This window comes from Corynebacterium sp. J010B-136 (assembly GCF_002967075.1).
In the GTDB taxonomy this organism is placed as follows: Bacteria; Actinomycetota; Actinomycetes; order Mycobacteriales; family Mycobacteriaceae; genus Corynebacterium.
Window position 1 is genome coordinate 210,259 of sequence record NZ_PUGE01000005.1, and the last position, 13,455, is coordinate 223,713.

Annotated in this window: 14 protein-coding genes and 2 tRNA genes; 10 read left to right on the plus strand and 6 right to left on the minus strand. The window is 52.8% G+C overall.

Translation table 11 applies throughout. The features are described from left to right. The first annotated feature begins 221 nt into the window (after positions 1-221). Genes C5Y44_RS09905 through C5Y44_RS09915 form a run of 3 tightly spaced genes read left to right on the plus strand, consistent with a single transcriptional unit; the run spans position 222 to position 3,495 of the window. Positions 222-1,202: a tripartite tricarboxylate transporter substrate binding protein gene (locus C5Y44_RS09905; protein WP_233189947.1), complete on the plus strand. Its 981-nt coding sequence runs from the start codon at positions 222-224 to the stop codon at positions 1,200-1,202. After that, positions 1,199-1,909 (plus strand): tripartite tricarboxylate transporter TctB family protein, encoded by a 711-nt coding sequence (locus tag C5Y44_RS09910; RefSeq protein ID WP_105324796.1) that lies wholly within the window; start codon positions 1,199-1,201, stop codon positions 1,907-1,909. The genes C5Y44_RS09905 and C5Y44_RS09910 overlap by 4 nt, the downstream gene beginning before the upstream one ends. After that, positions 1,909-3,495 carry a tripartite tricarboxylate transporter permease gene (locus C5Y44_RS09915; RefSeq protein WP_105324797.1) on the plus strand — a complete coding sequence of 529 codons (1,587 nt, stop codon included), beginning with the start codon at positions 1,909-1,911 and terminating at the stop codon, positions 3,493-3,495. The genes C5Y44_RS09910 and C5Y44_RS09915 overlap by 1 nt, the downstream gene beginning before the upstream one ends. Before the next feature lie 9 nt (positions 3,496-3,504). On the opposite strand, the gene C5Y44_RS09920 is transcribed toward C5Y44_RS09915, so the two are convergent. The 4 genes from C5Y44_RS09920 to C5Y44_RS09935 are packed head-to-tail and all read right to left on the minus strand — an operon-like array spanning position 3,505 to position 6,792. Continuing rightward, on the minus strand, positions 3,505-4,614 hold the full coding sequence (locus tag C5Y44_RS09920) for a ThiF family adenylyltransferase (RefSeq protein ID WP_105324798.1): 1,110 nt from the start codon (positions 4,612-4,614) through the stop codon (positions 3,505-3,507). After that, positions 4,611-5,090, minus strand: a complete 480-nt coding sequence (locus tag C5Y44_RS09925; protein ID WP_105324799.1) for a molybdenum cofactor biosynthesis protein MoaE — start codon at positions 5,088-5,090, stop codon at positions 4,611-4,613. The genes C5Y44_RS09920 and C5Y44_RS09925 overlap by 4 nt, the downstream gene beginning before the upstream one ends. Next, positions 5,080-5,559 carry a MogA/MoaB family molybdenum cofactor biosynthesis protein gene (locus C5Y44_RS09930; RefSeq protein WP_105324800.1) on the minus strand — a complete coding sequence of 160 codons (480 nt, stop codon included), beginning with the start codon at positions 5,557-5,559 and terminating at the stop codon, positions 5,080-5,082. Before C5Y44_RS09930 ends, C5Y44_RS09925 begins: the two co-directional genes overlap by 11 nt. A 27-nt stretch (positions 5,560-5,586) precedes the next feature. Then, a complete protein-coding gene (locus C5Y44_RS09935) occupies positions 5,587-6,792 on the minus strand; it encodes a molybdopterin molybdotransferase MoeA (RefSeq protein WP_105324801.1) in 1,206 nt (401 codons plus the stop codon). A gap of 23 nt (positions 6,793-6,815) precedes the next feature. Here C5Y44_RS09935 and C5Y44_RS09940 point away from each other — a divergent pair, with 23 nt between their 5' ends. Continuing rightward, positions 6,816-7,082 (plus strand): MoaD/ThiS family protein, encoded by a 267-nt coding sequence (locus C5Y44_RS09940; protein ID WP_105324802.1) that lies wholly within the window; start codon positions 6,816-6,818, stop codon positions 7,080-7,082. Here the strand turns inward: C5Y44_RS09940 and C5Y44_RS09945 are convergent. Then, complete coding sequence (locus tag C5Y44_RS09945) at positions 7,079-7,480, minus strand: phage holin family protein (RefSeq protein WP_105324803.1); 402 nt, start codon at positions 7,478-7,480, stop codon at positions 7,079-7,081. The genes C5Y44_RS09940 and C5Y44_RS09945 overlap by 4 nt on opposite strands. Before the next feature lie 124 nt (positions 7,481-7,604). Here C5Y44_RS09945 and C5Y44_RS09950 point away from each other — a divergent pair. The 3 genes from C5Y44_RS09950 (at position 7,605) to C5Y44_RS13565 (ending at position 8,874) form a co-directional block, all read left to right on the plus strand. Further along, a tRNA-Ser gene (locus C5Y44_RS09950) sits at positions 7,605-7,693 on the plus strand. Positions 7,694-8,309: 616 nt separating this feature from the next. Next, positions 8,310-8,438: a hypothetical protein gene (locus C5Y44_RS13560; protein ID WP_255411989.1), complete on the plus strand. Its 129-nt coding sequence runs from the start codon at positions 8,310-8,312 to the stop codon at positions 8,436-8,438. A 304-nt stretch (positions 8,439-8,742) separates the two neighbouring features. Then, positions 8,743-8,874, plus strand: coding sequence for a hypothetical protein (locus C5Y44_RS13565; protein WP_255411990.1), 132 nt, complete (start codon positions 8,743-8,745; stop codon positions 8,872-8,874). Between the two features lie 180 nt (positions 8,875-9,054). Here C5Y44_RS13565 and C5Y44_RS09955 read toward each other — a convergent pair whose 3' ends face one another. After that, a complete protein-coding gene (locus tag C5Y44_RS09955) occupies positions 9,055-9,432 on the minus strand; it encodes an LppP/LprE family lipoprotein (RefSeq protein ID WP_105324804.1) in 378 nt (125 codons plus the stop codon). A 390-nt stretch (positions 9,433-9,822) separates the two neighbouring features. On the opposite strand from C5Y44_RS09955, the gene mgtE reads away from it, so the two are divergent. From mgtE to C5Y44_RS09970, 3 genes are all read left to right on the plus strand, one after another. Beyond that, positions 9,823-11,187: a magnesium transporter gene (mgtE, locus tag C5Y44_RS09960; RefSeq protein ID WP_105324805.1), complete on the plus strand. Its 1,365-nt coding sequence runs from the start codon at positions 9,823-9,825 to the stop codon at positions 11,185-11,187. Between the two features lie 291 nt (positions 11,188-11,478). After that, positions 11,479-13,062, plus strand: coding sequence for a DASS family sodium-coupled anion symporter (locus tag C5Y44_RS09965; RefSeq protein WP_105324806.1), 1,584 nt, complete (start codon positions 11,479-11,481; stop codon positions 13,060-13,062). A 240-nt stretch (positions 13,063-13,302) separates the two neighbouring features. Next, positions 13,303-13,375 (plus strand) — tRNA-Arg (locus C5Y44_RS09970). Positions 13,376-13,455: the final 80 nt, after the last annotated feature.

A 13,455-nucleotide genomic window follows, 5' to 3' on the forward strand; every position in this document is an offset into this window, starting at 1 on the left:
ACAGTTTCATTGTATACAACCGTATACAGGCCGCCCTGTCAAGCGGTGTCGTGAATTAAGTATTTATTCCGTGCATTAATGCAGTATGCGGGTGGGATGGGTGAGCCGCGGTTCATTTAGGTCTTGTTGTGATTCAAATCATCGTGTACAACTGTATCCAGCCCAAAGTCAATCAATAAGAAAGTGGTTCACCATGTACCTGATGCAAAGGGGAAGAAGCGGTGACTAAACGAATTAAGCTCGCTATTTTTGCAGTAGGAGTGCTCATAGTTGCAGCTATGGCTTTCATCAGTGCAGCAGCGAGTGGCGGGGTCAGTGCCGCTAGGAGTGCGATGACGATCCTTGCCCCGGCGGCCCCAGGTGGCGGTTGGGACGGATTCGCTCGAGAGTCCCAAGCCGTTCTTCGCCAAAACGGTATTGTCGCAAACCCGCAGGTTGTCAATATCCCGGGTGCTGGCGGCACCATTGGCCTAAGCCAGTTTGTCGAGGAAGAAGGAAGGCAAGACATGCTGATGGTTACCGGCGGTGTCATGGTCGGAGCCATCGAATTAGCAGATAACCCAGAGTCGTTTGACGATGTCACACCCATTGCAGGCTTAGCTGATGACTATGCGGTTTTAGTGGTTCCGATGGACTCGGAATTCCAAACCTTGGATGACTTCATCGCAGCTTTTGAGCAAGACCCCGGTGGTACTTCAATCGGTGGTGGTTCGCTTGGCTCGATAGATCACCTGCTCGGCGGGCTTATGGCGAAGGAGCTCGGAATGAGTCCCCGCAAATTAAACTACATCGCTTACTCAGGCGGCGGCGAAGCTTTGAACTCCCTGCTGGCGCATACCACCGCCGCTGGAATGTCCGGATACAACGAAGTTGCTGACCAAATAGAAGCTGGAAACCTCCGAGCACTGGCGATTTCTTCGGAGGAGCGTCTTCCCGGTGTCGATATTCCCACTTTCAAAGAACAAGGCCTCGACATCTCAATGTCGAACTGGCGTGGCATTGTTGCCCCGCCGGGCATCTCTGAGGAAGCTCGCGCTGAATATGCCGCCATCGTCGATGAAATGCAAGCTACGCAGGACTGGGCAGATGCCGTTAAACGTAATAGCTGGGTAGCGGCGTATCAGATCGACGAAGAATTTGAAGATTTCCTCGAGGAAGAAATCGCCACTGCTCGTGAAATAGTAAAGGAGCTCGGACTATGACAACATCATCTTCAACTCAGGCTTCGACACCACCTTCCGCATCTGTGTCAAGCGAGACATCGGCGTTGATGGAACAAGAAGTTGCGGCAATCTCGACTGGCCACGAAGAAGTGGTGAAAGGCACCAAGTCTCGGTGGGGTTGGTTGGCAGGCCGCGGAGAACTCTGGTTTGTGCTCCTTTTGGTGGTTCTGGCGACGACATTGCTGATCGGCGGATTAACCATGGAAGTGCTCGGCGATTCGCGCCCTGGTCCGCAGTTTTTCCCGATCGTTATTTCCCTTTTGCTTTATATTTCTGCTGGTGCAATTGCGATCTCTACCATCCGTAATCCAACCCTTCCCGATGGTCAGCCACATCCTGGGCGTGGCAACTTTTCGGCGGCGATGCTCAAGGACTTGGGCAATGCACAGGAAGAACGTGTGCGTCGTCGGTATAGCGAGTACTCGGATAAATGGGCTACGTATTCCGACTGGAAAACTGTGGGCACGCTTATCGCGGCCATGGCTGCATTCATTGTGATTCTCAACCCGCTGGGCTGGGTATTGAGCGCGACGATGCTCTTTTTTGTGGTGGTCCGCGCGCTCGGATCTAAAAACACATGGATTGACCTAGGCGTCGCCTTACTTTTCGCCTCGGTTATTCAATTGGCATTCAATGAGGGATTGGGTCTGCCGCTTCCTCCAGGCTTTTTGGAAGGACTCCTGTAATGGAACAACTAGTGCTTCTCTTTGACGGCTTTTCCAATGCCTTCATCCCTATTAATCTGCTCTACGTATTTATTGGTGCACTGCTAGGTACCGCGGTGGGTGTGCTCCCAGGTTTGGGCTCTGCCATGGCCGTTGCTCTGTTGATGCCGGTGACTTTCGCACTTGATCCGACTGCAGCTTTTATTATGTTCGCCGGTATTTACTTCGGTGGATTGTTTGGCGACTCTACCGCGGGCATCCTGCTTAATACTCCGGGTAACTCATCTGCGATTGCATCTACCTTTGAAGGACACCGCATGGCCAGTAATGGTCAAGCTGCGAAAGCGTTAGCTACGGCAGCGATTGGTGCTTTTACCGGAGGCCTTATCGCCACTATCCTGGTTGTATTCTTTGCTCCAGTCCTGGTCCAATTGGCCACTCAGTTTGGCCCAGCGGAATACTTTGCTCTTGCGGTTGGCGCATTTCTAGCAATTTCAGCCGTTGTTGCCGAATCTGTATTCCGTGGCATCGCAGCTCTCGCTATTGGTCTTGCTCTGGTCATCGTTGGTATTGACGGACCGAGTGGCACCTCGCGTTTAACATTCGGTTCCGCGCAGCTTTTCGATGGCATCTCGATCATCATCATTACCGTTGGTCTGCTGGCACTTGGCGAGGTATTTCGTGTTGCTTCTCGCATTCATCGCGAGGAGATGCCAACCATGATTCAGCCCAAAGGATTTGCACGACTTACGAAGAAAGACTTCCGAGACGCGATTCCAGCCTGGTTGCGTGGTACCGGCTTTGGTGCTCCATTTGGTCTGATTCCCGCTGGCGGAGCCGAAATTCCAACATTTCTGGCATATGGACTGGAAAAGCAGTTGGCGAAGCGCAAAGGTGATAAGGAATTTGGAAACACGGGTTCTATTAAGGGACTTGCCGCGCCAGAAGCAGCTGGCAATGCGACCGCAGGTACCGCGATGGGCGCGCTGCTCGCGCTTGGCTTGCCTGTCTCCGCAACCGCAGCGATCATGCTTGGTGCATTCCAGCAGTATGGCATGCAGCCTGGCCCATTACTCTTTGAGCGCAGTGGTGACATGGTGTGGACTTTGCTCGCGTCTTTGTTTATCGGCCTCGTCATCTTGCTGGTGCTGAACTGGTCGTTTGCGCCTATGTGGGCAAAGTTGCTCAATATTCCGCGCCCATACCTCTATGCGGGGATCACGGTGTTATCGATGCTCGGTGTATACAGTGTAAGTTCTTCGGTATTTGACCTCTGGCTGGTACTTGGCTTGGGCTTGCTCGGATTCATGATGCGCCGCTTTAATATTCCAGTTGCCCCAGTTCTCATTGCAGTAGTACTTGGTCCGCTGGCAGAAACGGAGCTGCGCCGTGCGCTTGCAGTCTCGGAGGGAGACCCTTCCATTCTGGTGAGCAGCCCAATTACTTGGGTTATCTATGTATTAGTCCTCATCGGGCTTGCGGTCAGCGCGTACCAGCACCTAACGCTGCGTCGTCGGGAACTATCTGCAGTAAAAGCTGAGGAGCAAGAAACTTCCGCGCAGGTATCGGAGGCGGAGTTGAGCACTCCCTCCACTAGGAATTCCTAAGATCCGTTTCTACTGCTTATCTAGCCAGGCATCGATGCCACCGCGCAGTGAGTAGATACCCTCGGTAAACCCGCGCTGGTTGAGTATCTCGACTGCGCGAGCAGAACGAATACCGCCGGCGCAGTGGACAACTACTGGGAGTGATTTCGCTTGGGCCGAAGCAATCTCTTCGGGAGTTTCACCATCGACTAACCGCGGAAGCGGAAATTTAACAGAACGGGGGATGGCAAACATTTCGACTTCATCTGGATTCCGCACATCGATGATTAGCGCGTTGTCCGGAATCCCATCAACTTCAGCAACCGTAGGCACTGCATTATCTACCGGTGGTTCTTCGAAAGCTTCTGCGCCTTGGGTTGGACCCGTGGTGCGCACACGTTCGGTAACTTCCGGGTTGCCGATTAGTGGGATGTATTCCCACGTGCCTTCGAGTGCCGTGAAGTAAGCAATCTTGCCGATCAGCGGAGTTCCAACACCTGTAATTAGCTTCATTGCTTCAAGCGCCATAGAAGAGCCCACAATGCCCACTGTGGGGCCGAGTACCCCGGCTTGTGAGCACGACGGTACCGAACCTGCTGCGGGCGGGATAGGGAAGAGGTCTTCATATATAGGGCCGTTGTCGGCATAGAAGACGGTGAGCTGGGCATCGAATCCCAAAATGGAAGCCCACACGTGCGGAATACCTAAAATTGCGCAAGCCCAGGATGCGTTGTAGCGGGTGGCGAAGTTATCTGTGCCATCCAAAACCACATCGGCCCCGCGCAGGTGTCCTAAGATGTTGTTCTCATCCAAGCGTTGGGTAACCACTTCTACAGTGAATTCCGGATTAAGAGCCGTCATCTGCTGGCGTGCTGATTCGGCTTTGTTGACGCCAATCTTGTCAGTGGTGTGAATGACTTGGCGGTGCAGATTAGAGACGTCGACCGTATCCGAATCGAAGATGGTGATTTTTCCAACGCCTGCGCCCGCGAGATACAACAAAGCAGGGGAGCCAAGGCCACCAGCGCCGATGACGGCGACGTGGGCATCGCGAAGCTTAGCCTGCGCGTCTCTTCCGAACCCAGCCAAAGATAGTTGCCGGCGGTAACGGGAAATTTCCTGTGGTGAAAACTCTGTCATTCCAATCCCACCCACTGGGTGCCGCCTTGTGAAAGCTCTTGTTCTTTCCAAATAGGTACTTCTGCTTTGACCGCATCAGCTAGCTCCGCGGCAGCCGCAAAAGCTTCACGGCGGTGCGCTGCTGCAGCAATGACCATAAAAGCTAAATCGCCAATATCTAAGGCGCCGGTGCGGTGCGCACACCACAAACGAACATGTGGGTGCTGCGCACTAATACGAGCGGCAACCGCTTCTATTTCCTGCTGCGCTGTGGGATGTGAGGAATAGATCAATTTGCTTACGCCCTGGCCACCATCATGATCGCGCACAACACCATCAAAGGTGACCACCGCACCCATGGCATCGGTGACAACATCTGCGCGCGCTTGCGCTGCAGCATTTTCAATAGGTTCTTCCATCATCAATGCTCCGATGACCTTGCCTGTTTGCTCATGCACATAGGCTGGGTCAAAAGCCGGATCGTGATTAGTGGTCATTATTTCCTTCCATCGTGTTGATGATGTGGCCCAAGATTTCCTCTAGCACCGCACAACCATCTTTTACCCCACCGGTTGAGCCCGGCAAAGTCATCACAAAAGTCGAACCTGCAACACCCGCGATACACCTAGATAAAGCCGCGGTAGGAAGCTTTTCTAAACCCTTGTTCCAGAATGCTACGGCGATACCAGGCATCTCTTTATCCAGATGCTTCCTAATTGTTTCAACTGTTAGGTCATCGGGACTAATCCCAGTTCCGCCTGAGGTTAATAAGACAGCTGGCGCATCGCCTGAACCCAAAGCCTGCTCCACGGCGGTAAAAATATCGGCATCAGCAACGACAATCGGATCAGGGGTCTTTAGTCCCTGACTGCGCAGAAACTCCACGGCGATGGGACCTGAACGATCCTCATATTCGCCGGCAGCAGCCCGCGTGGAGGAAACAATGACCAATCCAGTTCGTGACATGGGTTCTCCCTAATTAAAGCTATGGGGCTACAGGCTATAGACCTGCACGACGCTGCCTGCATCAAGCTGGGCCCCGGCAGGAATGCGGATGAGGTGCGTGGCTTCGACAGCTTGCGTAATCAGGTGTGAGCCTGGCCCGCCGATAATATGCGCTACCGTCGCGCCATCGGAACGGTATTCCACGCGGCCTCTGCGGAACTGATCGCGCCCAGCAATACCAGTGGTTGCCTCGGCAAGCTGCGCCCACGAATCCGCTGGAACGTGGCCTAAGACTGGGGCGACGAATAACCGGAAGCTCACTAACGTCGACACCGGATTACCAGGCAAGCAGATAACGGGAACGCTATTAAACACCGCACAACCCTGCGGGCCGCCCGGTTGCTGATCCACATGACCAAACCATGCTGTTGCAGGAGAATCTTTAGCAGCGCTAGACGATTCCAGTACCTGGCGGACAACTTCGAACTTGCCAGCACTAATTCCACCCGAAGTGACGACAACATCTGGCTGGAACTTCTCAATCGCGGCAGCCAGGGCAGCTTTCAAGGCCGAGGGATCATCATTGGTGGATACGTGACCAACTACTTCGATACCGGCGGCATGGGCCAGCGCGCGAAGCATCGGCGCATTTGCGTCGGGAATAGTGGCGGTATCCTGTGTATCCGCTAACTCAGATGCCTGAATTTCTGCACCACCTGTGCAAATGAGAATGCGCGCCGGGCTAAATACTTCTACTTCCACGATGGACTGGGAAGCCATGGTTGCTATCGCGGCCGCGCTAATGGTGGTGCCTGCTGAAATAATTGTGCTTCCTGCAGCGACATCGCAACCGTGAACACGAATAAACTGACCAGGCTCAGTTGCTGGAAGAGAAATGGTTTCACCGGGCTCAAGGAACTCCGCCGGAGTAGCCTTTTCCACCGGAATAATTGCTGCTGCATCAGCAGGTACTGCGGCTCCAGTCATAATCGGGGCAGCTTTGCCAGCTAATAGCTCTGGCGATGTACCCGCCGGGATAGTAGCTGCGACCTCGAAAGCGCCGCCATCTGCGGTGGGCACGGCGTAGCCATCCATCTGCGAATTATCAAAGCGTGGGGAGTCAAAAGCCGCGATAATGTCAGCGCTTGTTATGCGCCCGAGGGATTTTTCTGTCGGAATCTGTTCGGTTCTGCGTTCATAATGATCAGCGACCAGTTGGCGGATTCGTTGAAGATGAGATTCCGGGGAAGTCATAAATACATTGTAGGATAAGAATCATGGTTGACGTGCACTTTTTCGCCGCTGCCCGGGACGCCGCAGGTTGTACCCACACCAGCCTGGTAGACGCAGAGGTCCCGGCTACGTTGGGCGATCTTCTACAGTTTCTATCCACTACCTTTACCGGCACCACTGGCGCTGGAACTTCCATGGCAGAGGTACTCGAGCGCTGCTCATTTCTACTAGACGGTAAGACCAGCACCGCCGAAACCCCGCTGAGTGGAGTTTCTCGCGTGGATGTACTTCCGCCTTTTGCAGGAGGTTAAGACCGGGCGCGTAGAGGACTGGTGAAGAAGTTAACAATGCCGGAGATAATTCCCAGCACGATTGCACCCAGAATGGCTGGCCAGAGTCCGTCGACGTGAAACTGCGAGTCTTGGAAACCCAGCAGGTTAAATAGCCACTCTGCTAGAAGTAATACGATGCCGTTGATAACCAGGGCAAATAGTCCCAAGGTGATACACGTCAGCGGCAACCCAACGACGCGGAGGATTGGTGCAACCACGGCGTTAACGATGACAAAGACTACCGCCAACACTAAAAAGGCCGTTAGTTCCTGACCTTGTGCAGCTGTTAGTTCAATTCCTGGGATGAATTCCACGACCACCCACAAGCCGGCGGCAATGGCGATTACGTTCAGGGCAAAATTCCACAAAGTGCTCATATAAGAAAAGTATAAGTGAGTTTTTCCTTATGCCGTGGACCTCGAACTAACCCATGTGCCACCCTATTTGGCGCGCGGGCTAAGTGGCAGGTAAGCTAATCCTCGCCTGTTTATAGGCAAAGCTGGAGACGTGCCAGAGCGGCCGAATGGGGCTCACTGCTAATGAGTTGCCCTTCTAACGGAGGGCCGGAGGTTCAAATCCTCTCGTCTCCGCTCGAGAGAAACCCCTGCGAAAGCAGGGGTTTCCTTTATTAACGATGAGTACTTCAGCGCTAGCGACGATAATATGCGCGGCGAGAAACACCGACTCGGGGAAAGTGTTTTATCGCCCATAGCTCACTGACGTTACGTTTTTTGGCGGCTTTGTCCATTAATTCACAAAAATCGGGATCTTTGTAACGTGGGAGTCTTGCAAAGCGATCGCCCTTGTTCTATCATTATGAAAGTAATAAAGAGCGCTGCAGAATTAGTGCTCTATGTTGAAGTGGATGCGTTCTACTGAAGCGGTATCTGCAGATGGTCTGGCGGATAACGAATTCTTGCATCCAATCACACCCTGCGCGTCGGAAGTTTCTCCGACGGTTTTGGCGATCTCACCCCCGGAAAGGGGTAGTTGTCGTGTCTAAAAATGCGCAGATTTGGGATTTAATCTACTCACCGAAAAACCCTTTATGACCACGGACTTCCAACTGTTGCGGATCGGGTCTTGTGCTGAGAATCTGGCAACGTGCGAGCTGGCTCGTGTTGCGCATTTCAGTGGACGTCGTGAATACTAGAGGACACAAGTTCGTCACAAGGCGGACTCACATCTACTTGAAAGGATCACATCATGATCGATACCATCGTTGGCGCACTGGGCACCGCTTTTGGCCAGGTTGTTACCCTGGTTGGCAACTTCTTCGGCGAAAACGGCCTGTTCGGCGCAATCGAGAGCCTGTCCTCCGGCATCTTCGGCTAAAAATCCTATCTGACTCTGTCGTCCTGACTTAAGGTCGACTTTACAAAGTCAGAATAGTAAGCGGCGCTTCCCGCACCTTTTATGGTGTGAGGGAGTGCCGCTTTTGTATATTTTATGCATACTTTTAAGATTGATAATGATTAAATTAAGCCTAATGAGCAGGCCTTATATGGCTCCCGTTGAAGGAGAGCGTTGAGGGGAGCCGCATCGGGGTTGCAGTTACTGGTGTGAGTGGTGAATACTGTAGTACTGTATTCACGAGCTCGTCATCCGGCGGGCTTTCAACTTTTGAAAGGATCACATTATGATCGAGACCATCGTAACCGCACTGACCACCGCTTTCGGCCAGGTTGCTGACCTCTTCACCGGCGTTCTGGAAGGCGCTTTCGGCGCTATCGAGGGCCTGTCCTCCGGCATCTTCGGCGACGCTGAGTAAATAGTCCTCTAGTCCGTTTCTAACGGCTGGACTATTTTTAAACGGCGCTCCTAGCACCAATTTGGTGCGGGGGCGCCGTTCTTTTTGTGCTTGGGGTAGGTTGTGGTGGCAGGGGACATCGATAAGCAATTGCTCCAGCGTATGGCGGGAGATTCAGTACATCGGCTGGATTATAGTTACTTAGAGGCCCTGGTTGGGGAACTCTCCCTCGGTGCCAAGCTGGTTGGCCTGGTTATCCCAGAAGAAGGTCACCGTCGCGGTGAAATCGGGTGCCGCAGCATTTGGAAGGCCTGATTCTTCCAGAGCTTCCCAGTTTTTGTACGTCACCACGAGGCGATTGCCGTGGTCCTCAATATCCATGACTTGCTGCGGGTGCGTGGAATCAATACCTATGTATTCACCTTTGTGAAAGAACAACATTTGGGTGCCAAACTGTGCGTTTCCTTGTGGTTGCTGCACTAAGAGCGCATAGCTTAAATCCGCACAAGGGTCATAGTTGCTGTCACCTTCATAAGACCAATACATGCCGGGGACACTCGGTGGTTCAAGCGCGTCCACAGCAGCAGTGATGACGCTGCTGGAGGGGGAGATGCCTCATTCGGTAGGAGAGCCTTCGGAAGGGGCTTCGCTGGGGGAGCAGGACGCGAGCGCGACGGCGAGTACGGCAGTGGCGATGATGGCGAGTGGGCGGCGCATGGTGGGGGCTCCTTTGCGCGTGGGGCGTGGATGACCCATTTTAGGCGTTGTGGTGGCGCAAAATATTTGCTTTCTCTTCCCTAGCTAAAATGTGCCGATGAAGTGCGCGAACGTCTTTTCGGAAATTCCCGGGCGGAGAGTCTAAGCTAGGGAGAGCTTGAGAAAATGTTCCCTCATCTCGTAGTAATTATAGGTAGCAAGATTGTAATGCCTGTGGGGACTGCGGGAATGATGCGGTCTGTGGAGGTGTGTATGAGTGATATGACCAAAGAGTCCCTAGACGTTCTAGAGGATTGGCTAAAGACAGATAAGTCCATCAACCCGAAAGATGCACCTCGATTACAGAAACTTCTGGCAGATACGCCGATTAAAGATGTCATCGCGCTCGTCGAGCGCCATAATGCCGTGCGCGCGGCTTTGGCGCTGCGTCTGTTGCCGCGTCAGCGCTCCATTGAAGTCTTTGATGCGTTGGACTCAGCGCATCAGGCAGACCTCATTGATGAGCTGGGTAATACAGAAGTCTTTGAATTCTTCGATGAACTAGACCCAGATGACCGAGTCTCGTTGCTCGATGAGCTGCCTGCGGAGATTGCTGACCGCTTGCTGCGTTCTTTGGACCAGGATGAACGCGACGTCACGGGCGTGGTGCTGGGCTATCCGAAGGGAAGCATCGGCAGGCGAATGAGCCCGCAAGTACCGGAAATCTACCGCGAGATGACCGTGGATGAGGCCCTAGCGCGGGTGCGTGAAACCGCCGATAATTTAGAGACCATCTACACTCTGCCAGTTACGCGCAAAGACCGCCGCCTGGTGGGTGTGATTTCTTTCCGTACATTGTTCACCGCGCGTGGCAACCGCTTGGTCGAAGACTTAATGAGCGACCCAGTCTTTGCCTATGCGCATGATGATGCGGAAGAGACCGCGCGTTGGTTTATGGCGCTGGACTTTCTGGCGATGCCAATCGTGGATGAATCCACGCGTCTTGTCGGTATTTTGACGTGGGACGACGCCGCAGACATTGTCGAGGAAGAAGATACCGAGGACTCGGCGCGCTCTGGTGGCACGGAGGCGCTGCAGCAGCCGTATATGTCTACGCCGCTGCTGAAATTGGTGCGTTCGCGCATCGTCTGGCTCTTAGTACTTGCTGTCTCTGCGTTGCTGACGGTTAAAGTCTTGGATTCTTTCGAAGACACCCTCGCGGCGGCAGTTGTGCTTTCGCTGTTTATCCCGCTGCTGACTGGTACCGGTGGCAATACAGGTAACCAGGCTGCAACGACTGTCACGCGTGCTTTAGCGCTTGGCGATGTCCGCTCGAAAGACTTCATGCAAGTGCTCTGGCGCGAGCTACGCGTCGGATTGGTTTTAGGCAGCCTGCTGGGCGCCTTGGGCTTTATTTTGGCCACCTTTGTCTACGGCCTAGATATCGGCATAGTTATCGGCCTGACCTTGCTTTTGATCTGTACGATGTCTGCAACCGTTGGCGGATTGATGCCGATTCTAGCCAAGGCTATCGGTGCTGACCCAGCGGTCTTTTCTAACCCCTTTATTTCGACCTTCTGTGATGCAACGGGACTTATTATCTATTTCCTGATTGCTAAGTCGGTGCTAGGTTTGTAAAGGCTTTTATTAGCAAAGAAACACCCAAATTCTCTGAACTACGGCTATGTAATTTACCTAGACGTTCGGGGGTGATTTGGGTGTATTTTTGATATCAAAATGCGGGCGAATTCCTTTCTTGTTAAGAAGTTTTGTAGGTTGTCCCTATCACCCTTTCTGTGAATGGAGTCTCTTTCAGCCATCTATTTGGTAAGAATTTCGTTTCCACTCTGGACGATTTTCACCACATTGGCGCTTGGGGTCTTGGTTTATGGAAAGATGCCCGAGACTACTTAGGAGCACGTATATCCAATGTCGACCCCAGTAACACAAGAATCGACGCACCAAGCGGCGGGTGAAGAAGACAAGGGGCTTAAGGCGAAGGAATGGCGCCGCCAATTAACGGGCCTTTTCGTCGGTTTAATCCTAGCTGCCTTGGTTTATGCATTCTTCCCGTCCAACTCCGTTGAGACCGTCATGGAGTCAACGGGTGCTGACCCTGAAGCCGAATACAGCCACCAATCTCTGCGAATTGTCGCCGCTACCACCGTTCTTATGGGCGCCTGGTGGATGACTGAAGCAATTCCGCTGGCCGCAACCGCGTTGATTCCGATTGTGATTTTCCCAATCACCGGCGTCGCAGAATTCTCTTCTGTCGGCGGCCCTTATGCGTCATCTACTATTTTCCTGTTTATGGGTGGCTTCTTGCTCGCCCTTGGCCTGCAACGCTGGAATCTGCACCGCCGTTTGGCGCTGTACGTGGTGAAGGTCGTTGGTACTTCACCAAAGCGCTTGGTATTAGGTTTCATGATTGCCACTGGCTTTATGTCCATGTGGGTATCTAACACCGCAACTGCTGTGGTTATGCTGCCGATTGGTGTATCCGTTCTACAATTAACCGCTGAAACCGTTGGCGGCATGAAGAACCAGAAGAAGTTCGCTACTTCACTCATGCTGGCTATTGCCTACTCAGCATCGATTGGTTCCTTGGGTACCTTGATTGGTACTCCGCCAAATGCTCTACTGGCTGGTTATATGCAAGAAGCTCACGGCATCACCATTGGCTTTGGCCAGTGGATGATGGTAGGTATGCCAGTGGCTATCATTTTCACCGTAATTGCTTGGTTGGTGCTGGTTACCGTATTCAAGCCTGAGATGGACCACATTCCCGGTGGTAAAGAACTTATTGATGATGAGATTACGAAGCTGGGTAAGTGGACTAGTCCACAAATTCAGGTCGGTATCATCTTCCTGCTCGCAGCCTTCACCTGGGTTGCAGTGCCATTGCTTATGGACACTATGGGTTGGGATTTCCCTTATGACGACGCCATCGTGGGTATGACTGCAGGCTTGTTGATGTTCATTCTTCCCGCGGACCGCAAGACCGGTGTGCGTCTGCTGGACTGGAAGACTGCTAATGAACTTCCATGGGATGTTCTGCTGTTGTTTGGTGGCGGCCTCTCGCTATCAGCGATGTTCACCGCTTCCGGCCTTTCCCTGTGGATTGGTGAGGTCGCGAAGGGACTGGGTGCCCTGCCTATCTTCTTGCTCATGGGCTCTGTTGCCGCCTTGGTTCTCATCTTGACGGAATTTACGTCTAACACGGCAACAGCAGCGACCTTCCTGCCGATTATGGGCGGTGTGGCCGTTGGTATCGGTCTGACTGCTAATGGTGAAGCAAACGTCTTGCTGCTGACCATTCCAGTGGCTCTGGCTGCTACCTGTGCGTTTATGATGCCTGTGGCAACCCCGCCAAACGCAATTGCCTTTGGTTCTGGTTATGTCACCATTGGCGAAATGATCAAGGGTGGCGTCTGGCTCAACCTCATTGCATTGGTCCTGATTACCCTTGCTGCATACTTCATCGCAGTACCTGTATTCGGGTTAGTGCTCTAACTGCCGTACCCGAGCCACTCATGCGGCATGAAGATAAAGTCCAGCTTCTCCCTCGATCGTTGGGGAAGCTGGACTTTGTATTTGGATTGAAGCAAGAGCGCTTTCTAAAGAACGTATGAATAGTGCTTAAAATCGCGGAAAAATCTACAACAACCAGCGGTTTTGTTAGTTTGTTAAAGTGTGAGTATAGTTAATCAGCGTTGCAGGGAACACCGGTTACGGAGTTCAAGGCAATGGGACGCGCCCGTAGCTCAACGGATAGAGCATCTGACTACGGATCAGAAGGTTGGAGGTTCGAATCCTTTCGGGCGCACAATGTCCTCAGTCGGTACATAGTTGACACTATGAGTCGAGTGATGGTTGACGGAAAAGCAGTTACTGTTCTGGTGAATG

Excerpts from the sequence above, each read along its gene's own strand:
- C5Y44_RS09920 (WP_105324798.1), bottom strand. The coding sequence starts at position 4,614 with ATGACAGAGTTTTCACCACAGGAAATTTCCCGTTACCGCCGGCAACTA.
- C5Y44_RS09925 (WP_105324799.1), bottom strand. The coding sequence starts at position 5,090 with ATGACCACTAATCACGATCCGGCTTTTGACCCAGCCTATGTGCATGAG.
- C5Y44_RS09945 (WP_105324803.1), bottom strand. The coding sequence starts at position 7,480 with ATGAGCACTTTGTGGAATTTTGCCCTGAACGTAATCGCCATTGCCGCC.
- C5Y44_RS09965 (WP_105324806.1), top strand. The coding sequence starts at position 11,479 with ATGTCGACCCCAGTAACACAAGAATCGACGCACCAAGCGGCGGGTGAA.
- C5Y44_RS09915 (WP_105324797.1), top strand. The coding sequence starts at position 1,909 with ATGGAACAACTAGTGCTTCTCTTTGACGGCTTTTCCAATGCCTTCATC.
- C5Y44_RS09910 (WP_105324796.1), top strand. The coding sequence starts at position 1,199 with ATGACAACATCATCTTCAACTCAGGCTTCGACACCACCTTCCGCATCT.
- C5Y44_RS09940 (WP_105324802.1), top strand. The coding sequence starts at position 6,816 with ATGGTTGACGTGCACTTTTTCGCCGCTGCCCGGGACGCCGCAGGTTGT.
- C5Y44_RS13560 (WP_255411989.1), top strand. The coding sequence starts at position 8,310 with ATGATCGATACCATCGTTGGCGCACTGGGCACCGCTTTTGGCCAGGTT.
- C5Y44_RS09935 (WP_105324801.1), bottom strand. The coding sequence starts at position 6,792 with ATGACTTCCCCGGAATCTCATCTTCAACGAATCCGCCAACTGGTCGCT.
- mgtE (WP_105324805.1), top strand. The coding sequence starts at position 9,823 with ATGAGTGATATGACCAAAGAGTCCCTAGACGTTCTAGAGGATTGGCTA.
- C5Y44_RS09930 (WP_105324800.1), bottom strand. The coding sequence starts at position 5,559 with ATGTCACGAACTGGATTGGTCATTGTTTCCTCCACGCGGGCTGCTGCC.
- C5Y44_RS13565 (WP_255411990.1), top strand. The coding sequence starts at position 8,743 with ATGATCGAGACCATCGTAACCGCACTGACCACCGCTTTCGGCCAGGTT.